The organism is Pseudoalteromonas sp. 3J6 (assembly GCF_903995135.1).
In the GTDB taxonomy this organism is placed as follows: Bacteria; Pseudomonadota; Gammaproteobacteria; order Enterobacterales; family Alteromonadaceae; genus Pseudoalteromonas.
In genome coordinates, this window is the sequence record NZ_LR877185.1 from 2,824,641 (window position 1) to 2,845,858 (window position 21,218).

General features: G+C 39.9%; 18 protein-coding genes. 7 read left to right on the forward strand and 11 right to left on the reverse strand.

Annotated features, from left to right (window positions below; genetic code table 11):
- The first annotated feature begins 85 nt into the window (after window positions 1-85).
- Window positions 86-1,255, forward strand: coding sequence for a putative manganese transporter (locus P3J6_RS12730; RefSeq protein ID WP_198523213.1), 1,170 nt, complete (start codon window positions 86-88; stop codon window positions 1,253-1,255).
- 100 nt (window positions 1,256-1,355) lie between these two features.
- Here P3J6_RS12730 and P3J6_RS12735 read toward each other — a convergent pair whose 3' ends face one another.
- The 6 genes from P3J6_RS12735 to seqA all read right to left on the reverse strand — a co-directional run bounded on the left by P3J6_RS12735 (window position 1,356) and on the right by seqA (window position 8,762).
- Window positions 1,356-2,930 (reverse strand): dihydrolipoyllysine-residue acetyltransferase, encoded by a 1,575-nt coding sequence (locus P3J6_RS12735; RefSeq protein ID WP_198523214.1) that lies wholly within the window; start codon window positions 2,928-2,930, stop codon window positions 1,356-1,358.
- Between the two features lie 8 nt (window positions 2,931-2,938).
- Entirely contained in the window at window positions 2,939-3,916 is a 978-nt protein-coding gene (locus P3J6_RS12740; protein ID WP_010390106.1) for an alpha-ketoacid dehydrogenase subunit beta, read from the reverse strand.
- Window positions 3,916-5,130, reverse strand: a complete 1,215-nt coding sequence (locus P3J6_RS12745; protein ID WP_198523215.1) for a thiamine pyrophosphate-dependent dehydrogenase E1 component subunit alpha — start codon at window positions 5,128-5,130, stop codon at window positions 3,916-3,918. Before P3J6_RS12745 ends, P3J6_RS12740 begins: the two co-directional genes overlap by 1 nt.
- A 265-nt stretch (window positions 5,131-5,395) precedes the next feature.
- Window positions 5,396-6,448 (reverse strand): succinylglutamate desuccinylase, encoded by a 1,053-nt coding sequence (gene astE / locus P3J6_RS12750; protein WP_198523216.1) that lies wholly within the window; start codon window positions 6,446-6,448, stop codon window positions 5,396-5,398.
- An 82-nt stretch (window positions 6,449-6,530) separates the two neighbouring features.
- Entirely contained in the window at window positions 6,531-8,168 is a 1,638-nt protein-coding gene (gene pgm / locus P3J6_RS12755; protein WP_198523217.1) for a phosphoglucomutase (alpha-D-glucose-1,6-bisphosphate-dependent), read from the reverse strand.
- 9 nt (window positions 8,169-8,177) lie between these two features.
- Window positions 8,178-8,762, reverse strand: a complete 585-nt coding sequence (gene seqA / locus P3J6_RS12760; RefSeq protein ID WP_076918666.1) for a replication initiation negative regulator SeqA — start codon at window positions 8,760-8,762, stop codon at window positions 8,178-8,180.
- Between the two features lie 222 nt (window positions 8,763-8,984).
- Here seqA and P3J6_RS12765 point away from each other — a divergent pair, with 222 nt between their 5' ends.
- From P3J6_RS12765 to fur, 5 genes are all read left to right on the forward strand, one after another.
- Window positions 8,985-9,752, forward strand: a complete 768-nt coding sequence (locus P3J6_RS12765) for an alpha/beta fold hydrolase (RefSeq protein WP_198523218.1) — start codon at window positions 8,985-8,987, stop codon at window positions 9,750-9,752.
- Window positions 9,753-9,847: 95 nt separating this feature from the next.
- A complete protein-coding gene (locus P3J6_RS12770; RefSeq protein ID WP_008113777.1) occupies window positions 9,848-10,069 on the forward strand; it encodes a DUF2788 domain-containing protein in 222 nt (73 codons plus the stop codon).
- Between the two features lie 2 nt (window positions 10,070-10,071).
- Window positions 10,072-10,350, forward strand: a complete 279-nt coding sequence (gene ybfE / locus P3J6_RS12775; protein WP_008113775.1) for a LexA regulated protein — start codon at window positions 10,072-10,074, stop codon at window positions 10,348-10,350.
- A 13-nt stretch (window positions 10,351-10,363) separates the two neighbouring features.
- Window positions 10,364-10,891, forward strand: a complete 528-nt coding sequence (gene fldA, locus P3J6_RS12780; RefSeq protein WP_008113772.1) for a flavodoxin FldA — start codon at window positions 10,364-10,366, stop codon at window positions 10,889-10,891.
- Window positions 10,892-11,072: 181 nt separating this feature from the next.
- Window positions 11,073-11,516: a ferric iron uptake transcriptional regulator gene (gene fur, locus P3J6_RS12785; protein WP_010390113.1), complete on the forward strand. Its 444-nt coding sequence runs from the start codon at window positions 11,073-11,075 to the stop codon at window positions 11,514-11,516.
- Between the two features lie 64 nt (window positions 11,517-11,580).
- Here fur and glnS read toward each other — a convergent pair whose 3' ends face one another.
- The gene (gene glnS, locus P3J6_RS12790; RefSeq protein WP_198523219.1) at window positions 11,581-13,245 is read right to left on the reverse strand and encodes a glutamine--tRNA ligase; all 1,665 of its coding nucleotides are present in this window, start codon (window positions 13,243-13,245) and stop codon (window positions 11,581-11,583) included.
- Window positions 13,246-13,461: 216 nt separating this feature from the next.
- Here glnS and P3J6_RS12795 point away from each other — a divergent pair, with 216 nt between their 5' ends.
- The gene (locus P3J6_RS12795) at window positions 13,462-14,532 is read left to right on the forward strand and encodes a DUF3083 family protein (protein WP_198523220.1); all 1,071 of its coding nucleotides are present in this window, start codon (window positions 13,462-13,464) and stop codon (window positions 14,530-14,532) included.
- Between the two features lie 89 nt (window positions 14,533-14,621).
- On the opposite strand, the gene sucD is transcribed toward P3J6_RS12795, so the two are convergent.
- The 4 genes from sucD to sucA form a co-directional block, all read right to left on the reverse strand.
- A complete protein-coding gene (gene sucD, locus P3J6_RS12800) occupies window positions 14,622-15,494 on the reverse strand; it encodes a succinate--CoA ligase subunit alpha (RefSeq protein ID WP_198523221.1) in 873 nt (290 codons plus the stop codon).
- Window positions 15,494-16,660, reverse strand: coding sequence for an ADP-forming succinate--CoA ligase subunit beta (gene sucC, locus P3J6_RS12805; RefSeq protein ID WP_008464053.1), 1,167 nt, complete (start codon window positions 16,658-16,660; stop codon window positions 15,494-15,496). Before sucC ends, sucD begins: the two co-directional genes overlap by 1 nt.
- A gap of 176 nt (window positions 16,661-16,836) precedes the next feature.
- The gene (gene odhB, locus P3J6_RS12810) at window positions 16,837-18,354 is read right to left on the reverse strand and encodes a 2-oxoglutarate dehydrogenase complex dihydrolipoyllysine-residue succinyltransferase (protein WP_198523222.1); all 1,518 of its coding nucleotides are present in this window, start codon (window positions 18,352-18,354) and stop codon (window positions 16,837-16,839) included.
- A gap of 3 nt (window positions 18,355-18,357) precedes the next feature.
- Complete coding sequence (gene sucA / locus P3J6_RS12815; protein ID WP_054200999.1) at window positions 18,358-21,177, reverse strand: 2-oxoglutarate dehydrogenase E1 component; 2,820 nt, start codon at window positions 21,175-21,177, stop codon at window positions 18,358-18,360.
- Window positions 21,178-21,218: the final 41 nt, after the last annotated feature.

The following is a 21,218-nucleotide window of genomic DNA, read 5'->3' on the forward strand; positions in this document are numbered from 1 at the left end:
TTTTCAAGCAACCACTCAAATGATATTGATTATCATTTAATAAAATAGTACAGTGCGATCTAGTTTTTTAATTAGGTCGTACTGTATGTTTTTAACAGAACATTTAGGAGTTATTTCGCCAGCTGCAAAACGTGTTTTTCATCAAAATAAACGCCTAATTTTACCCCTGTTAATTTTAGTCTGTTTAGCCCTGCCCAGCTTACGCACTATAACAATCACTGCACTCAGTGATGCTTTTTTTCAAGTCAGTGTGTTTGTTGCTGCGACCCTATTTATTTACTACTACGCGATTGATCATTTACCCCAACTAGAACTTCGTTATCTAAATGCTAAGTCTCCTGTGTTAGAGGTCAACTTTGCTGCATTTTTAGGAATGCTGCCAGGCTGTGGTGGTGCAATCATTGTGGTTACCCAATTTACTAAGGGACAAGCCAGCTTTGGGGCTATTGTTGCGGTATTAACGGCTACAATGGGTGATGCCGCATTTTTATTATTAGCTACCCGCCCTACTGACGGCTTAACAATAATGGCAATAGGCTTAGTCGTTGGAACGCTAACAGGCTTACTGGTTAATAAACTGCATAAAACAGGTTATTTATGCCCTACCAATCAAAAGCAAACACAACCAGTGACTGTATTGCCAACCAAAATAATAAAGTTGAGCAAGCCTATTTGGTTAATTGCTATTATTCCTGGATTAGTGATTGCTTTTGTACTGGCGTTTAATATTGATTTAAGCCAATTTGGCAATCATGTAGTAAATGCGGTCAGTGTTTTTGGCGCATTAATGGCATTGTTTGTGGTGTTTATGTGGGCGCTATCATCAAAAGGTGAAAGCTACAAGGAAGTGACCTCAGAAGATGATGTATGCAGTCCGCCTTCAAAAATAACAAAAGTACTGCAAGATACTCATTTTGTAACCGCGTGGGTGGTTGCCTCCTTTATATTGTTTGAACTACTGGTGAGCGTGTTTGGTCTTGATTTAAAAACATGGTTTTTAAATTATGCCTATTTAGCACCTTTAATTGTGGTATTAATTGGTTTTTTACCCGGTTGTGGGCCGCAAATCATTGTCACCACGTTATACATTCAAGGTGTGATACCGTTTAGTGCTTTAGCAGCGAACGCTATTTCCAACGATGGCGATGCGCTTTTCCCTGCCATTGCTATGGCACCCAGAGCGGCCATTATTGCCACACTATATACCGCAGTTCCGGCGTTATTAGTGGGTTATGGACTGTATTTTTTCAGCTAAATTGAACTACCTTTTATTGAATTAATTTACTTTTCAAGATATAAAAAACCAGCTAATTAGCTGGTTTTATTTATTTATATTAATAATTTAATGAAAAAGATTAGCGCATTGCCATCATCATTTTAGCTGGCTGCTCTAAGTATTCTTTCCATAAATTATTAAAGCGCGCTATCGTGCCGCCATCAATTACACGGTGATCACCTGACCAGCTTACTTGCATAATTGCACGTGAAACCACCTGCCCTTGCTGATCAAAGCGTGGAAGGTGCTGTAATTTACCAAGTGCAACAATCGCGACTTCTGGCTTATTTATGATTGGCGTTGCAATAGTGCCGCCAATCGCACCAATGTTAGAAATGCTAATAGTGCCACCTTTTAAATCATCAGGTGCAACTCGCCCTTCGCGAGCAGAATCAGTAAGCTGAGTTAAACTGTTAGCAACCTCTACAATGCTTTTAGTTTGACAAGCTTTAATATTAGGCACTAATAAGCCCACTTTAGAATCTACCGCAACCCCAATATTATGATCGTCATAGTAAGTAATTTCGCTACAATCATCATTTACTTTTGAGTTAAGTACTGGAAATTGACTCATTGCCAACGATAACGCCTTAATAAAAAACGGCATCATAGTTAACTTAACGCCCTGAGCTTTATATTGCTCTTTCAGATCAGTTCTAAGTGCAATTAAATCAGTTAAGTCAATTTCATCACTGTAGGTAAAATGTGGAATAGTAGAAACCGACGCTACCATTTGTTTAGCCATGGCCGCTTTAATACCTTTAATCGCTTCTGTTCGCGTTCCACCTGTGCTCGTTACATGTTCAGTGCTGCTGGTTTTTTTACTCTCAGAAGCTTGTGGTTTATTAAGCTCAGAAGTATCCATACCAGATGGCACTTCATTTTTTATAAACGCTTCAATATCTTGTTTATAAATACGACCATTTTTACCACTGCCTGGTACGCAAGTTAAATCTACATCAAGCTCTCGCGCTTTACGTCTAACCGCAGGTGAGGCAACTGCTTTTTCGTTAACAATCGCAGTTTGTGGTTGTGTTTGTTTAGCCGGTGAATCGGTAGTTGCATTGCTTTGTGCTTTTACGACCGCTTGATTAACATCAACATCTTCTTTTGCGGCTTGACCTGCTATGGTCATTTGAAACAACGGGCTATGTACTTTGGCAATTTCACCTTTTTGATAATATAGCTTTTGTACAGTACCGGTATATTTAGCCGGTATCTGTACCAATGCTTTATCAGTCATTACATCACAAACAGCTTGGTCTTCTTCAATCTCATCGCCTTCTGCTACTAACCACTCTACAATTTCACACTCAACAATACCTTCACCAATATCGGGTAAGATAAAATCTTCTAAGTATTCACGAGTAGATGTTGGTGCAGATGATGTTTCAGTCTTTTCGCTGGGTGCTTCCCCGGCAACATCCATTGCAAATAACGGCGCATGTACTTTAGCAATATCGCCTTTTTTGCAATGTAGCTTAGTGATCACCCCATCATGTACCGCAGGAATTTGCACTAAGGCTTTATCTGTCATCACATCACAAATAGGCTGATCTTCTTTTACTGTATCACCTTCTTGCACCAGCCATTCGACTACTTCGCATTCAACAATGCCTTCACCAATGTCAGGTAATATAAAATCTTTAGCCATGGAAACCCCTAAAAGTTCACTGATTGTTTAATTGCGGCCATTACTTTCAATGCATCTGGAACATATTCTTTTTCAAGCGCCAGCGGATATGGTGTATCTAAACCACAGACACGTAAAATAGGCGACTCTAAATGTAAGAAACACTCTTGAGCGATAGTTGCCGCAATTTCAGCGCCAAAACCATTGGTAATAGGTGCTTCATGACTAACAATAAGACGGCCTGTTTTTGTCACTGACTTAGCAATCGTTTCAACATCCCATGGTAGAATACTGCGAAGGTCAATTACCTCACAGCTTATACCTTGTTCGCTGGCTTGTTTAGCAGCTGCTTCTACAATTTCCATTTGTGCCCCCCACGCCAATAAAGTAACGTCAGTGCCCTCTTGAACCACTTCGGCTTTGCCTAGTTCAATGCTGTAATCTTCTTCTGGCACTTCACCCGTAGATGCACGATATAAGCGTTTTGGCTCAAAAAATAGCACTGGGTTATCGTCTTTAATACATGCGCGAAGTAAGCCTTTAGCTTGATAAGGATTACGCGGCACGACAATTTTTAACCCTGGCGTATGAGCAAAATATGCTTCTGGTGATTGCGAGTGATACAAACCACCAGCAATACCGCCGCCGTATGGTGTTCGTATTGTTAGATTACCCACGTTAAATTCATTACCGCTACGGTAACGAAACTTAGCAGATTCATTCACAATTTGATCAAACGCAGGAAAGATGTAATCAGCAAATTGAATCTCAGCAAGCGCTGGTGCACCAAATGCGGCCAATCCGTTAGCAAAACCTAAAATGCCTTGCTCTGTAAGCGGCGTGTTGAATACTCGGTGCTTACCGTATTTTTCTTGTAAGCCTGATGTTGCTCTAAAAACACCGCCAAAATAACCAACGTCTTCACCAAAAATACACGCTTGAGGGTGCTCATTCATAGTGATATCTAAAGCAGAATTAATTGCATGTAGCATGTTCATTTTAGCCATTACTTAATTCTCCCTGCTGTTGTTGGATAGGCATCAGGATGGGCTTTTATATGTGTTTTAAGCTCATCATATTGGCGTTGTAAAGATGGAATTGGCGTATCGTACACATCAGAAATCAGCTCTTCTAAGGCTGGTTTATCAATTACTTCAGCGCGTTTAAGTGCCGCCAAAATATCATCACGAATTGTTTCTTTCGCTTTTATATCTTCTGCGTCATCTAACCAGTTTTGTTTTACTAGCCATTTTCTAAAGCGCTCTATTGGGCACGCTTTATAGTTTGCTTCTTCATCTTTTGAACGGTAGCCACTGGGGTCGTCTGACGTTGAGTGCGCGCCTAAACGATAAGCTATCGATTCAATAAGTACAGGTTCACCTTGGGTTGCTGCAATTTCTCGGGCTTTTTTAGTTGCTGCATAAACAGCGAGTGCATCGCTGCCATCAACACGTATGGTTTTAATACCATACCCTACGCCACGCGATGCAATACCATCACCTTTAAATTGTTCATCAGCTGGGGTAGAGATAGCGTAACCATTGTTACGTGCAAAAAAGATAACCGGTGCATTGTGCACTGCAGCCATGTTAAGACCTGCGTGGAAATCACCTTCTGAAGCGGCACCTTCACCAAAGTAACAAATGGTGACGTTATCAATAGTGCTTGCTAGTTCACCTGTTTTAGCATCGATATGTTTTACTTTTTGACCGTATGCATAACCGGTGGCCTGTGGGATTTGAGTTCCTAATGGCGATGAAATTGTCATGTAGTTAAGTGCTTTAGAACCGTAATGGATCGGCATTTGACGGCCTTTACCAAGATCTAGTTCGTTAGAAAACATCTGATTCATAAATTGGTCAAGCGTAAAACCACGGTAGTGCAACGCCGCTTGCTCACGGTATTGCGCCATAATCATATCATCTTGATCAAGGGCTGCCGCAGAGGCTGTTACCGCCGCTTCTTCACCTAAACACTGCATGTAAAAGCTAACACGGCCTTGGCGTTGAGCACCCTGCATACGTTCATCCAATAAACGAATAAAACGCATGGTTTCGTATAATTTAATAGCGGTTTGTTTAGAAATGTCAGGTGCAGGAGCACTAGGATGAATGTCGCCGTCCTCAGTTAAAATACTAAGGGTTGGAATATTAAGTGCGTGGCCGTCGATGAACTCAAGCTTATGGTTAATATTCAGCGATACGTTATTGGGATTACTCATAACCTACCTTCTCTTGTTGTCGGTATCACAGTGCCCCTTTAAATTATTATTATGGGTGATTGTTGCTGAATAAACTTTGCAACATCTGCACTGTATTTAATTAAAGCTGCCAACACTTTACGTTAACGTAAAGTGTTATTCAACAAAACTGTGACCAAACAAAAGTAAATATTGAGCAAAAAACTGGCAAGTTAACTATACATATAATTAACCACTTATTAATCAGTTGGTTAAACTTTCATAACAAGTGGTCTGATGTGTTGAATTAGCTAAAACGACTATCCACCTGCATAGGCACAACCGTTAATAGTGCACGTTGTCCAATAGCAACTTGTGCGTTAGGAAAAATAATCGCTTCCCCTTCTACGTCCGCATAAATTGCATTATCACCATCAGTTGCTAAAAGCTCACCCTTTGCAAAGCCTGTAAAGTTCTCGGCATCATCAGAAAACGGGAAGCTAAAGTCTTGCTCTGTGCGGTTAATTGTGCGATGAACAGAAAACAACTCAAAGTCACTTGCATTAAATTTAGGGTATTCAACTTCTTTTTGACTAATTAATGCAGTTAGTGTTTGCTTGGTTTTTGCAAAGCGTGACATGTCGTTTTCACCAAAGGGTTTTACTTGGCCAAGCTCAACGGTAAATGAATCAGCCCCATGCACAAACGATGAATAGTAGCTAAACGTGGTAGCCGGTGATTTCATCATTAATACCGTATTTACTCCGCAACTCAATAAAAACTGCAGTTGCGACTTTTTCCACGGCTTGCCATGTAAAAATGGGTAAACAGCAAACTTCTCATTTTTAGAACCACGAATAGCGGTATGTAAATCATAATGACAGCGATACGTGCCCTGCTCTGAGCGTGCATAAAAATCGCTAACGTAATGTTCAAGTTTTGCTGCACGAACACGTTCGTCGTTCATTGCGATGCCTTCAACAGTGTGGTGACCATTAAACAAGCGATTTAAGTTCTCTTCTACAAAGCGTTTACCTATATTAATTGACTGAGGGTTACCAAAAATAAATAAAACCCGTTGTTGTAATTCAAGTTGCCCACTAATAATGTGTTTAATCAGTTCATCGCAAATTTCAATGGGTGCTGTTTCATTGCCATGAATGGCACTTGAAAGCACCACATTCTTTGACGTTATACAATCAGGCTCAAATTCAATTACACCGGTATCATGCACGGTTACTTGCGTATTATTACTAAGGGTAAATTGGCCTGCATCCAAATGCCATTCATGGTTTCGAGAAAGCGTTAAAAAATCACCATCTTGTTTTAATTGATTAATATATTCTGAAGTGGCTGACATCACTATAAAGCCCTTTTTGTTTTATAAATTGTAGATACAAAAACGGCTGAATAAATCAGCCGTTTTTAATTTTAATTGCAGATTAGCTAATTACTGAATCAACCAGTTTTTTAGCTTCTTTTTCTAATAAGGCTAAGTGCTCTTCGCCTTTAAATGATTCTAGATATATTTTATAAATATCTTCAGTACCTGACGGACGAGCAGCAAACCAGCCACTTTCAGTTACTACTTTTAAACCACCAATTGCCGCATTATTACCTGGCGCATGAGTAAGTTTTTGTAAAATGGCTTCACCCGCTAAGGTATCTGCTTTTACGTCATTTGCACTGAGCGCTTTTAATCGTGATTTTTGCTCAGGCGTTGCCGGCGCATCTAAACGTTTATAAAGTGGTGCACCAAATTCTTGCTCTAGTTCTTTATATAACGTAGACGGTGTTTTACCTGTAACTGCAAGAATTTCAGCGGCAAGAAGCCCCATGATAAAGCCATCTTTATCTGTACACCAAACGCTGCCATCAAAACGTAAAAAAGCAGCACCAGCACTTTCTTCACCACCAAAAGCCAATTTACCTTTATTTAACCCCTCAACAAACCATTTAAAACCAACCGGCACTTCTTTAACTTTACGGTTATTACGCTCAGTGACTTTATCAATCATTGAGCTAGAAACGAGGGTTTTACCAATTTCAACACCGGCATCCCAGTCACGATGCGTTAGTAAATAATCAATGGCTACTGCTAAAAAGTGATTTGGATTCATTAATCCATCAGGTGTTACTATGCCATGACGGTCATAATCAGGGTCATTGCCTATCGATAGATCAAAATCATCTTTAAGGGCAATTAAATTCGCCATTGAATAAGGTGATGAGCAATCCATACGAATTTTGCCATCTTTATCAAGTGGCATAAATGCAAAACGCGGATCAACACTGTCATTTACAACGGTTAAATCTAGATTGTATTTTTTCGCAATCACTGGCCAAAAGTTGATGCCTGAACCACCTAATGGATCGATACCTACTTTAATACCAGCATCACTAATCGCTTTTAAGTTAACAATATTTTCAAGATCATTAATGTACGGTGTCATTAAATCTTCATAGCGGATAAAACCAGAACGCGACGCTTTAGCAAATGGAAACAGTTCTACTTCAACTAAGTCTTCCATTAAAAGCTGATTGGCTCTATCTTCAATCCATTTTGTTACATCTGTATCTGCAGGACCGCCATTAGGTGGGTTATATTTGAACCCGCCATCTTCAGGAGGATTATGAGACGGAGTAACGACAATGCCATCGGCCAATTCATTTGGGTGATTTTTATTATAACTAACAATAGCGTGGCTAATTACTGGTGTTGGTGTGAAGTCGCCATTTTCTTGGGTGATCACTTGCACTTCGTTAGCAACGAGTACTTCTATTGCTGAGTTAAAGGCCGCTTCGCTTAATGCGTGGGTGTCTTTACCCAAAAATAATGGGCCAAATATATCGTTTTGCTTTCTGTAATCACAAATAGCTTGGGTGATTGATAATATGTGTGATTCATTAAATTTCACATCATATGCACAACCACGGTGCCCTGAGGTGCCAAAGGCAACACAATGCTCAGGGTTTTGCTCTAGATCAGGCTCATTTAAATAATACGCAGACACTAACTTTGGTACATTCACTAAAACCGATTGTGGTGCAGTTTTCCCTGCGCCGGAATGAATTGCCATGGTATTTCCTTAAAGATAATCACGAATTTTTTCAGCTTGCTCATTGCTATAGCCCAAGCTAAGTGCAACTTCATGCAGCATCATTTTTTTACGTGTAGTATTTGAATTTGTCATCACCCAATATTCACTATCGGTGATGTTTTTAGGGTTCATACTACTACCGCTATTCACTAAGTCTTCTTTACTGGTCGCAAAATAAACACGATCGCGGCCTTTTATATCAAGCACTGCTGAAAAGTCAGTTTTGTGCGTTCGGTAAAATGCACTTAATATAAATAAGAAACGACCAACAACACCTTTTTGCATTGCCAGTTCTTCTTTATTTAAAATATTAAATACGTTTGCATTTTTTTTATTTACTGGCGCTTTCGCCACAGAGGCTGGCTGTTCAACGGCTGCGACTTGTTGTTCTTCAGATGAATTAGACACACTAACGGTTTCATTTTTATGATCAGTGTCTGATTTTGTGGTGTGAATTTTTTCGCCGCTGAGATTTAATAAACGACGTAAAATAGTCGATGCACTTTCACCAATACTCTGGGTATTGCTAGCAATGTACTGATATAACTCGTCGTCTATGTCGATTTGTTTCATGTTCTTCCTGTCATTACGGGTCACATTTTTCTTTCGATATGATTATACCCAATCCAGTTAGAAATGCGAGTTACAACCCACGCTACCCTAAACATATAATTAATAACGACCAAATAATCAGTAAGCTAGGTATCTTTGCATCCAGCGTTTAAATAATATCTGTATTTTTTGCTTTTTTAGTTAATGCTCGGCAAACTATGCGCAAAATTATGGGAGACGTTTATGCAATTAAATTACAAACAAATTGGTCAAGGTCCTGATGTTGTTTTGATCCATGGACTGTTTGGCTCTTTAGAAAACCTTAATGTGATTGCAAAGCCATTAAGTGAACACTTTTGCGTAACCAATGTCGATTTACGTAACCACGGCCTTTCCCCACACAGTGATGAAATGGATTACCTAGCCATGGCCAATGACATTGTGGAATTAATGGCGAAATTGAAAATACAAAAAGCGCACCTTGTAGGGCATTCCATGGGCGGTAAAGTGGCTATGCAAGTTGCATTAAACCATAGCGACTTGGTCGATAAATTAGTGGTACTTGATATCGCCCCAGTTAGCTACCCGGCTCGTCATATCCAAATCATTGAGGCATTAAATGCAGTGAAAAATGCCGATATTAATGATAGAAAGCAAGCTGATTTAGTAATGCAACCGTATATAGAAGAGTTAGGTGTACGTCAATTTTTACTAAAGAGTTTATATAAAAATGATGCAGGGAAACTTGTTTGGCGATTCAATTTATCAGTACTTGATAATAAATATTCAACAATTACCGACAACATTAATGCAAATAATTCTTGTTTATGCGAAACTCTGTTTATTAAAGGTAATGACTCTGACTACATATTAGCTGAGCATCGTGAAGCAATTAATGCGCTGTTTAAAAATGTAAGTGCAAAAATCATTCATGGTGCGGGTCATTGGTTGCACGCCCAAAAACCACAGGCTGTAAACAAAGCAATCAATGATTTTTTAATGGCAATTTAAAGTTATTTTTGTGGCGTGTTTTTGATTTATCACACTAAATAATTAAAGATTTATGTGCTATAGTACGCGCCGTTTAATTTAAAGGTTATACGTCGATGGTCAGTCAGTTTATTAACGAATTTGATACCTTAGGGTTGTATTTTGGCTTAGCAGGTATTTTTATTTTTATCGGCTTGGCAATTAAAGATGTACTGAAAAGCGGCAATGTGCCTAAATTTGGTCGTTATATTGTGTGGCTGGTACTTTTTTTAGGTTGCTCTGGCTTTATTGCCAAAGGACTTATTCAGGTATTTTGGCAAGGTGCGGGTGTAGGTTAAGCATGGCCAAGTCAGAAACAGATAGAACAACGCTTGATTTATTTGAATACGAGAAACGTCCAGGTAGACCGAAAACCAATCCCCTTCCACGGGATATGCAGTTAAAGGTCAATAAACGTAATCAAATAAAAAGAGATAAAGCACGTGGTTTAAAGCGTGTTGAATTTAAAGTTTCGTCACAGTTGTATCAGGCTTTGAGTGATATGGCAGATGCACAAAATATTAGCCGTAGTGCGTTGATCGAAACAATTTTACAAGAAAGATTGGCTATTGATAGATAAAAGGTTTAAATCCATGGCAAGTGTAGGCATTTTTTTCGGAAGTGACACAGGTAACACAGAACACGTAGCAAAAATGATCCAAAAAGAATTGGGTAAAAAGCTCGTTGCTGTGCATGACATTGCAAAAAGCTCTAAAGAAGAGATTGCTGAATTTGATCTGATCTTATTCGGTATTCCAACTTGGTACTATGGCGAAGCGCAGTGTGATTGGGATGACTTTTTTCCTGAGCTTGAAGAAGTAAGCTTTGAAGGCAAGCTAGTGGCTATATTTGGCTGTGGCGATCAAGAAGACTATGCAGAATACTTCTTAGATGCAATGGGTATGATCAACGATATCGTAACAGAGCGTGGAGCTATTGTTGTTGGACATTGGCCAACAGACAGCTATGATTTTGAAGCATCAAAAGGCATGGCTGATGACAAGCATTTTGTAGGCTTAGGTATTGATGAAGACCGTCAGCCTGAACTAACCGAGCAACGCGTTAAACAATGGTGTGCTCAAGTATATGATGAAATGTGCTTAAGTGAGTTAGCAGATTAATCCCCCCTTATTATGCTAACTGTTTAAAATATTATCAAACAGTTAGCATTTTCCGCGTTAATATTGATATAGATCAATTGTTCTTTGCACTTCCTGCTAAGGCACGTTATCCTAACTATTATTGTGACGAGTACATCTTGCAAGATGTCTAGTATAACTAAATAAAATTGAGACAGATTTAATGACTGATCATAACTTGGAACTTAAAAAAGCCGGGCTAAAGGTAACTTTACCGCGTATTAAAATTTTAGAGATTCTTCAATCTCCAGATAACCAACACATAAGCGCTGAAGATGTTTACAAGGTTTTATTAGATCTAGGCGAAGAAATTGGTCTTGCGACTGTTTACCGTGTTTTAAACCAATTTGATGATGCAGGTATTGTTAGCCGTCATCATTTTGAAGGTGGCAAGTCTGTATTTGAACTTTCTGGCAGTACTCACCATGACCATTTAGTGTGTTTAAAGTGTGGCAAGGTTGTTGAGTTTGAAGATGACTTAATTGAACGTCGTCAACTCGAGATTGCTGAAGAAAACGGTATTAAGCTAACTAACCACTCTCTTTACCTATACGGTGAGTGTGAAGATAAAGACGCATGTAAGGCGTTTGCACAAAACAACAGTTAATTTTTATTAATTGCATAAAAAACCTGCTAAAAGCAGGTTTTTTTGTGTCTAAAATAGAACAGAATTACTTCTGATCTATTTTAGCCCATGAGTCGCGCAGACCCACAGTTTGATTAAATACCACATTCTCAGATTTACTATCACGTGAAAAATAGCCAGTACGCTCAAACTGGAAACCTTGCGCAGGCTGTGAATTTGCCAGTGAAGGTTCTAGTTTTGCATTATTAATAACAACTAACGACTCTGGGTTTAATGTGCTTTCAAAATCTTCTGCTGCTGCAGGATTAGGCACACTGAATAAACGGTCATATAAACGTACTTCCGCCGTCACTGACTCAGGTGCTGACACCCAATGGATCACCCCTTTTACTTTACGCCCATCGCTTGGGTTTTTACCCAATGTTTCAGGATCGTAAGTACAGTAAATAGTGGTAATTTCACCGTTATCGTCTTTTTCAACACGCTCGGCTTTAATTACATAAGCGCCACGTAAACGTACTTCTTTATCAAGTACTAAACGTTTAAATTTATTGTTTGCTTCTTCGCGGAAATCTTCACGTTCAATAAAAATTTCACGGGTAAAAGGCACATCACGACGACCCATTTCTTCTTTATTTGGGTGATTAGCAACTGACAATGTTTCAACAGTGTCGGCTTGATAATTCTCAATCACGATTTTAACCGGATCAAGTACAGCCATCGCACGCGGTGCATTTTCGTTTAAATCATCACGGATACACGCTTCAAGCATACCCATTTCAACCATATTTTCTTGTTTAGTAATACCAATACGTAAACAAAACTCACGAATTGAAGCCGGTGTATAACCTCGACGACGAAGACCCGCAATCGTTGGCATACGCGGGTCATCCCACCCTTCTACCTTGTTATTTACCACTAAGTCATTAAGCTTACGCTTTGACATAATTGTGTATTCAAGGTTTAACCGTGAAAATTCAATTTGCTGTGGATGGCATTCAAGGCTGATATTATCAAGAACCCAGTCGTAAAGACGACGGTTATCTTGGAATTCTAAGGTACATAATGAATGTGTTATACCTTCTAGCGCATCAGAAATACAATGCGTGAAGTCATACATTGGGTAAATGCACCATTTATCAGCAGTTTGGTGATGATGAGCAAAGCGAACGCGGTAAATAATTGGATCGCGTAGCACCATAAATGAGCTTGCCATATCAATTTTTGCGCGCAGTACACATTCGCCCTCTTTGAATTCACCATTGCGCATCTTTTCAAATAATGCGAGGTTTTCTTCAATCGAAGTATCGCGATAAGGGCTATTCTTACCTGGCTCTTTTAATGTGCCGCGATATTCACGCGCTTGATCGGCTGTTAAAAAACACACATACGCTAAACCTTTTTCAATTAGCTCTACTGCATAGCCGTAAAGCACATCAAAATAGTTTGACGAATATTTAATCTCACCATCCCAATTAAACCCTAACCACTGTACGTCTTCTTTAATTGAATTAACGTAGTTAATATCTTCTTTTTCTGGGTTTGTATCGTCAAAACGAAGGTTACATAAACCGTTATAGTCTTTGGCGATACCAAAATTTAGGCAAATTGATTTTGCATGGCCAATATGTAAAAAGCCATTTGGTTCTGGTGGAAAACGGGTATGCGTTGTGGCATGTTTTCCACTTGCTAAATCTTCATCAATTCGGGTTCTAATAAAGTTACTTGGGCGATTCTCGATTTCCGCCATAGGAGTATAAACCTCTGTATATTGCGTGATAACAAAACTAATGCATTATTACAAAAACCAAGCGTAACATACAGTAATAGATACGGGTTTATGCTGGTAATTAACAAAGTTTGTTTAATAAGGGATAGTTTATGAACAAAATTTGTTTTAGCGCAATATTTAAGTCATCAAAGCATTCTATAGTATAAAAATAAACCCAACTTACAGGAACGAAAGATGGCTTCATTAAATCAACACCGTGTTTATATCCCAAGCAATGCTAGAGCAAACCATTATTTATTAGCTGAAATCACGCCAAACGATGAGTTTTATAAGAGCTTTAGTAATATTAATGCGTGTTATCAGCGTATTGCTCGCCAACTATTTGCCGCTTGTGATGAATATGAACTTCACAATGTGCATTTACTCGCCAATGATAAACTGCCGGTCGTGCGATTTCATGATGAGTCTTATCAACTTGAAACCGATAAGCAAATGTTGTTTTTCTATAACCCTCGTTACCATGAAGCACATAAACTTCATTACACCGAAGATCAGCAAAGCAAAAAGATTCGCTTACTGTTTTTAGCCACTGGGGATGATATTCGCGCTCACTCCGCCCAATTCCATAATAATGTACAAAAAGTTTTGGATCTTTTACAACAGCAATTATTTGTAGAGCAACCAAGCTTTAAATTACGTGATCATCAGCATTTGACCTATGATTTATTCGCTAAAGAAAAAGGCAATAAAGAAAGTTACGGTTATAAATTAAGAAGTTTATATCCTCGTTATCAATCAAGACAATGCGAGATACCAAGCACACACGCAGAAATGACCTATGTCACCTTCTCGGTACCGGTAACACGTAATATTAAAACGCAGTTTCAAAGTGAGATTAACAGCCAAACTTATCAGCCGTTCTACACCCACTTTTCAAAACTATTTACCCAATTATGTGAAGACAATAAACTCACCCATGCTGCAATGGTTGCCAATGGCGCAATGCCAATAATTCGCAACAGCCAAGTTGATAGAAATGAAGGAAATGAAGAGCTACAAAAAATTAGTTTTGATATAGAAGATTCAGCACCACAAATAAAAGTATTCTTTGAAGCCGATAAATTAGTCGAAACACTGAATTTTGTCATTGTGGCAGCTGAGCATAATAAACATGAAATTGGCTATGGTCGCTTTATGAACCAAGTAGAAAAAACTATTCATGGATTATGCGATGAGTTAGCAATTAATAAGCAACGCCAAGACTTATCAGTACGCTTTTTTCAGCATATAAGTTACCCATATTAATTAAACTGAACTGTGGTTAATTAGGTATCTGAACTCTAGATAACAAAAAGGCTCGCAATTGCGAGCCTTTTTTAAAGAATAAACGCTGATTACCAGCCTGTTTTTTCTTTAAGTGCTTTACCGATATCAGCAAGTGAACGTACAGTTTTTACGCCCGCAGCTTCTAATGCAGCAAATTTCTCATCAGCAGTACCTTTACCACCAGCGATGATTGCGCCAGCGTGACCCATACGCTTACCTTCTGGTGCAGTAACACCAGCAATGTAAGAAACAACAGGTTTAGTTACGTTAGCTTTGATGTACTCTGCAGCTTCTTCTTCTGCAGTACCACCAATTTCACCAATCATTACGATTGCTTCAGTTAGTGGATCTTTTTCGAACAATTCTAGAACGTCGATAAAGTTAGTACCTGGAATTGGATCACCACCAATACCAACACAAGAAGACTGACCAAAACCAGCATCTGTAGTTTGCTTAACTGCTTCGTACGTTAAAGTACCAGAGCGAGAAACAATACCTACTTTACCAGGCTTGTGGATGTGACCAGGCATGATACCAATCTTAGTCTCACCAGGAGTGATAACACCTGGACAGTTTGGACCAATCATACGAGTACCTGTTTGATCTAGTTTAACTTTAACGTCAACCATATCAAGTGTAGGAATACCTTCAGTGATACAAACAATCAGCTCGATACCTGCATCGATAGCTTCTAAGATTGCATCTTTACAGAAAGGTGCTGGTACGTATATCACAGATGCAGTTGCACCTGTTGCTTCTACAGCGTCACGTACTGTGTTAAATACTGGAAGACCAAGGTGCGTTTGACCGCCTTTACCTGGGCTTACACCACCAACCATTTGTGTACCGTACTCAAGCGCTTGCTCTGAGTGGAAAGTACCTTGACCACCAGTGAAACCTTGACAGATAACTTTTGTATCTTTATTGATTAATACAGACATTATTTGCCCTCCGCAGCAGCAACAACTTTTTCAGCCGCGTCTGTTAATGATTCAGCAGCGATGATGTTAAGATCAGACTTAGCAAGTACTTCACGGCCTAATTCAGCATTAGTACCTTCTAAACGTACAACTACTGGAACTGTTACACCTACTTCTTTAACTGCGCCAATGATGCCTTCAGCAATCATGTCACAACGAACGATTCCGCCGAAGATGTTAACTAAAACAGCTTTAACGTTGTCATCTGAAAGGATGATTTTGAATGCTTCAGAAACACGTTCTTTAGTCGCGCCGCCACCAACATCTAGGAAGTTAGCTGGCTTGCCACCGTGTAGGTTTACGATGTCCATAGTACCCATTGCTAGGCCTGCACCGTTAACCATACAACCTACGTTACCATCTAGGGCTACGTAGTTAAGCTCGAAGCTTGCTGCGTGAGCTTCACGTGCATCTTCTTGAGATGGATCGTGCATTTCACGGATTTTAGGTTGACGGTAAAGTGCATTACCATCGATACCAATTTTACCGTCTAGACAGTGAAGGTTACCTTCATCTGTGATTACTAGTGGGTTGATTTCAAGTAATGCGAAATCGAAATCGTTGAACATGTTGCCAAGACCCATAAAGATCTTAACGAACTGTTTCATTTGTGTTGGGTTAAGACCCAATTTAAAACCAAGCTCACGAGCTTGGTAAGCTTGAGGACCTACTAAAGGATCAATCTCAGCTTTGTGGATAAGTTCTGGTGTTTCTTCAGCAACAGTTTCAATTTCAACGCCGCCTTCAGTAGACGCCATGAACACAACTTTACGAGAAGCACGGTCAACAACAGCACCTAGGTACAGTTCGTTTGCGATATCTGTACAGCTTTCTACTAAAATTTTAGCAACTGGCTGGCCTTTCTCGTCTGTTTGGTAAGTAACTAGGTTTTTACCTAACCAGTTAGCTGCAAACGCTTTAACTTCGTCGATAGTTTTAACTAGCTTTACACCGCCAGCTTTACCACGTCCACCTGCGTGAACCTGAGTTTTAACAACCCACATATCGCCGCCAATTTTTTCAGCAGCTGCTGCAGCTTCTTCAGGTGTATCGCAAGCGAAACCTTGAGAAACTGGTAAACCATATTCGGCAAAAAGTTGTTTTGCCTGATACTCATGCAAATTCATGATGCTTTATCCAATTTTTTATATTAAAAGAGCTGAATATTTATGCAAATAAACAACTATCCCAAATTGCGTGCCTAGTATAGATCTCATGGCGCTACATGAAAACCCCAGTATGACCTTAGGCGCAAAAAAAAAGCTGTGATTTTAACTCACAGCTTATATTTCATACTACTTCATTAAACATCTAGCAGTAAACGTGTTGGATCTTCAAGTAACTCTTTAATTGTTACTAAGAAACCAACTGATTCTTTACCATCGATTTGGCGATGATCGTAAGATAACGCTAAATACATCATAGGTAAGATTTCAACTTTACCATTAACAGCCATTGGACGATCTTGGATTTTGTGCATACCTAAGATTGAAGACTGCGGTAAGTTAATGATTGGTGTTGATAGTAATGAGCCGAATACACCACCGTTAGTAATAGTGAAATTACCGCCAGTCATATCGTCAAGTGTTAGCTTGCCATCACGACCTTTAAGAGCTAGTTCACGAATACCTTTTTCGATTTCTGCAACTGATAATTTGTCACAATCTTTAAGTACTGGCGTTACTAAGCCACGTGGCGTAGAAACAGCAATACTGATGTCGAAATAGTTGTGATAAACAATATCATCGCCATCAATTGATGCATTTACATCTGGGAAACGCTTTAACGCTTCAGTTACCGCTTTCACATAGAAAGACATGAAACCTAAACGGATACCGTGACGCTTTTCAAATACTTCTTGGTACTGCTTACGAAGATCCATTATTGGCTTCATATTAACTTCGTTAAACGTGGTTAACATTGCAGTTGAGTTTTTCGCTTCAAGAAGACGATTAGCAATGGTTTTACGTAAACGTGTCATAGGCACACGTTTTTGAGTACGGTCACCCATTGGTGCTGCTGGTGCTGCTTCTGTTTTTGCTGCTGGAGCAGGTGCTTTTAAGAATTGATCAACATCTTCTTTAGTCACACGGCCATTTTTACCTGAACCTTTGATTTTTGAAGCATCAAGGCCTTTCTCAGCAATTAAACGACGAACTGATGGCGTTAGCACATCTGAACTATCGCTTGAGCTTTCTTCTTTGGCTGCTGGTGCATTCGCTTTAGCTTCAGATTTAGCTGGTGCAGCGCCTGCTTTTACCTTACCAATTACTTGCTCACCAAGAACGGTATCGCCTTCGTCATGGATTATTTCACCCATAACGCCGTCTTCTTGGGCAACAACTTCAAGTACAACTTTATCTGTTTCAATATCTACCAAGTTTTGGTCGCGTGTTACCGCGTCACCTGGTTGAACATGCCAAGTAGCAATTGTTGCATCTGCAACTGATTCTGGAAGTACAGGTACTTTAATATCCACTTCTTTACCTTCTGATGCTGGTGCTGATTGCGCCGCAGGCGCGTCTTCTGATTTATCTGATGCTGAGTCATCTTCTTTTGACTCTTTAGTTGCCGGTGCTTCATCTGCATCGCCAATTAAACCGATCACTTGGTCGCCAAGTACCGTAGCACCTTCTTCTTGTGAAATTTCAGTGATTACACCATCGTTTTGTGCAACCACCTCTAAAACCACTTTGTCTGTTTCAATATCTACTAAGTTTTGGTCACGGCTTACTTTGTCGCCAACACTTACATGCCATGTAGCAACGGAAGCATCTGCAACCGACTCAGGAAGAACAGGAACTTTAATTTCTGTGCTCATTGCTTATCCTTTCTTTTCTATAGTAAGCGCGTCGGCAACGAGCGCTTGTTGTTCTTTAGTATGTACTGACATATAACCACATGCAGGTGATGCTGAAGCTTTACGACCAGCATATTTTAATTTTGCATCTTGTGGAATTGCATCAATAAAGTGATGTTGAGAACAATACCAAGCACCTTGGTTTTGCGGCTCTTCCTGACACCATACAAAATCAGTAACATGCTGATAACGCTCAATAATCGTCTTCATTTCGTCATGTGGGAACGGGTATAACTGTTCAACACGAACAATAGCAATGTTGTCTTGCTCAAGTTTACGACGCTCTTGTAATAATTCGTAGTAAACTTTACCACTACAAAATACAACACGTTCTACTTTCTTAGCATCAATATCATCAATTTCATCGATCACATTGTGGAATACGCCCTCTGATAGTTCTTCAAGCGATGATGTAGCTAATGGGTGACGAAGCAATGATTTTGGCGTCATAACAATCAATGGGCGACGAAGAGGTCTAACCGATTGGCGACGAAGCATTGCATAAACTTGTGCAGGTGTAGATGGTACACATACTTGCATATTATGATCAGCACACAGCTGTAAAAAGCGCTCAAGACGTGCAGAGCTATGCTCAGGGCCTTGGCCTTCATAACCATGTGGTAGCAAACATGTCAGGCCACATAAACGACCCCACTTTTGCTCACCTGAACTTAAGAATTGGTCAAAAACAACTTGTGCACCATTGGCGAAATCACCAAATTGCGCTTCCCATAAAACAAGTGAGGTCGGCTCTGCTGTTGCATAACCATATTCAAACGCTAATACCGCTTCTTCAGATAGCACCGAATCAAATACTTCAAACGTACCTTGATCTTCACTAATGTTTTGTAGTGGTAAGTATGTTGCACCGTCTTGTTGACCGTGAACAACCGCATGGCGATGGAAGAAGGTACCACGGCCAGAGTCTTGACCTGTTAGGCGAATGTCAGTGCCCTCAGCTGCAATAGTTGCATACGCTAAAGTCTCCGCCATACCCCAATCAAGTGCTTTTTCACCAGCTGCCATAGCTTTACGATCATCGTATATTTTCTTAACACGTGATTGCGCTTTGTGATCTTCAGGGTAGCTTGCGACAATGTTACCGAGCTCTTTGAGTTTCTCTACAGAAACGCTCGCGTCGTAGTCAACATTCCAATCATGACCAACGTATTTAGCCCAATCAGAAGAATGTGACGTTTCTGGTTGAATTTCTTCAACTACGCAGTTGCCATCATCTAAGCCATTACGATAATCATCTGCAAGTGCTTTCACTTCGTTTTCTGTGAAAGAACCTTCCGAAATTAACTGATCTGCATAGATTAAGCGAGGAACTGGGTGTTTTTTAATTTTTTGATACATAACAGGCTGTGTAGCATTAGGCTCATCAGCTTCGTTATGACCATGGCGACGGTAACAAACAAGGTCAATCACAACATCACGTTTAAACTGGTTTCTGAAATCAAGCGCTAATTGCGTAACAAACGCAACCGCTTCAGGATCATCAGAGTTTACGTGAAAGATTGGTGATTGAACCATTTTTGCAATATCAGTACAGTAATCAGTAGAGCGTACATCGTCTTGCTTGCTTGTTGTAAAACCAACTTGGTTATTGACAACAATACGAATGCTACCACCACAACTAAATGCATTAGTTTGTGATAAGTTAAACGTTTCTTGTACTACACCCTGACCTGCGATTGCAGAGTCGCCGTGAATAGTAATAGGAAGTGCTTTGCTGCCCGTTTTGTCGTTTAGACGATCAAGACGTGCGCGCACAGACCCCATAACCACAGGATTAACGATTTCTAAATGCGATGGGTTAAACGCAAGTGCCATATGCACATTGCCACCTTTGGTCGCGAAATCTGAAGAGTAACCCATATGGTATTTAACATCACCTGAGCTTAAAGTATCTTTGTGTTTACCAGCAAATTCATCAAATAATTCTGATGGATTTTTACCAAGCACATTCACAAGTACGTTCAAGCGTCCGCGGTGAGCCATGCCGATTACGGCTTCTTTTTGGCCACTTTCACCCGCGCGGTGTATAAGCTCTTTAAGCATAGGCACTAACGCATCGCCACCTTCAAGTGAGAAACGCTTAGCACCCGGGAACTTAGCCCCTAAATATTTTTCAAGACCATCAGCCGCTGTCAATCCTTTAAGGATGCGTAGCTTTTCATTTTTATCGAATTGTGGCCTAGACTGAACAGACTCTAAACGCTGTTGTAACCAACGTTTTTCTTCTGTTGATGTGATGTGCATATACTCTGCGCCAATAGAACCACAATATGTAGTTTTTAGTGCTTGGTATAACTCACCTAAAGGCATAGTATCGCGGCCTACGGCAAACGATCCTACGTTAAATTCGCGGTCAAAGTCAGCATTTGATAAGTCGTGGTACTCTAGCTCTAAATCTCGTACACGTTCGCGTTGCCAAATACCTAGTGGATCTAGGTTTGCATTTTGGTGTCCACGAAAACGGAAAGCATTAATAAGTTGCAGAACTTTAACCTGTTTCAGGTCACCGCCACTGCCCTCTGCTACCACTACTTCTCTATGCTTGTTTTTAGCAAGCGCCGCAAATTGTGAACGAACTTCTGAATGTTTTACTTCAACATCCACACCATCTACTTTTGGTAATTGTTCGAACACTTCTCGCCATTCTTCTGGCACCGAAGTCGCATCGTCTAAATACGCTTCATAAAGCTCTTCAACATAAGCAACGTTACCGCCGTTTAAATGTGAAGATTCTAGCCATGCCTTCATCACACCTTCGTGCATTTATAAGCCCTTTTTTTTAGCGCAGAAATTAATAGTTATAT

Excerpts from the sequence above, each read along its gene's own strand:
- P3J6_RS12730 (WP_198523213.1), top strand. The coding sequence starts at position 86 with ATGTTTTTAACAGAACATTTAGGAGTTATTTCGCCAGCTGCAAAACGT.
- P3J6_RS12735 (WP_198523214.1), bottom strand. The coding sequence starts at position 2,930 with ATGGCTAAAGATTTTATATTACCTGACATTGGTGAAGGCATTGTTGAA.
- P3J6_RS12740 (WP_010390106.1), bottom strand. The coding sequence starts at position 3,916 with ATGGCTAAAATGAACATGCTACATGCAATTAATTCTGCTTTAGATATC.
- P3J6_RS12745 (WP_198523215.1), bottom strand. The coding sequence starts at position 5,130 with ATGAGTAATCCCAATAACGTATCGCTGAATATTAACCATAAGCTTGAG.
- astE (WP_198523216.1), bottom strand. The coding sequence starts at position 6,448 with ATGTCAGCCACTTCAGAATATATTAATCAATTAAAACAAGATGGTGAT.
- pgm (WP_198523217.1), bottom strand. The coding sequence starts at position 8,168 with ATGGCAATTCATTCCGGCGCAGGGAAAACTGCACCACAATCGGTTTTA.
- seqA (WP_076918666.1), bottom strand. The coding sequence starts at position 8,762 with ATGAAACAAATCGACATAGACGACGAGTTATATCAGTACATTGCTAGC.
- P3J6_RS12765 (WP_198523218.1), top strand. The coding sequence starts at position 8,985 with ATGCAATTAAATTACAAACAAATTGGTCAAGGTCCTGATGTTGTTTTG.
- P3J6_RS12770 (WP_008113777.1), top strand. The coding sequence starts at position 9,848 with ATGGTCAGTCAGTTTATTAACGAATTTGATACCTTAGGGTTGTATTTT.
- ybfE (WP_008113775.1), top strand. The coding sequence starts at position 10,072 with ATGGCCAAGTCAGAAACAGATAGAACAACGCTTGATTTATTTGAATAC.
- fldA (WP_008113772.1), top strand. The coding sequence starts at position 10,364 with ATGGCAAGTGTAGGCATTTTTTTCGGAAGTGACACAGGTAACACAGAA.
- fur (WP_010390113.1), top strand. The coding sequence starts at position 11,073 with ATGACTGATCATAACTTGGAACTTAAAAAAGCCGGGCTAAAGGTAACT.
- glnS (WP_198523219.1), bottom strand. The coding sequence starts at position 13,245 with ATGGCGGAAATCGAGAATCGCCCAAGTAACTTTATTAGAACCCGAATT.
- P3J6_RS12795 (WP_198523220.1), top strand. The coding sequence starts at position 13,462 with ATGGCTTCATTAAATCAACACCGTGTTTATATCCCAAGCAATGCTAGA.
- sucD (WP_198523221.1), bottom strand. The coding sequence starts at position 15,494 with ATGTCTGTATTAATCAATAAAGATACAAAAGTTATCTGTCAAGGTTTC.
- sucC (WP_008464053.1), bottom strand. The coding sequence starts at position 16,660 with ATGAATTTGCATGAGTATCAGGCAAAACAACTTTTTGCCGAATATGGT.
- odhB (WP_198523222.1), bottom strand. The coding sequence starts at position 18,354 with ATGAGCACAGAAATTAAAGTTCCTGTTCTTCCTGAGTCGGTTGCAGAT.
- sucA (WP_054200999.1), bottom strand. The coding sequence starts at position 21,177 with ATGCACGAAGGTGTGATGAAGGCATGGCTAGAATCTTCACATTTAAAC.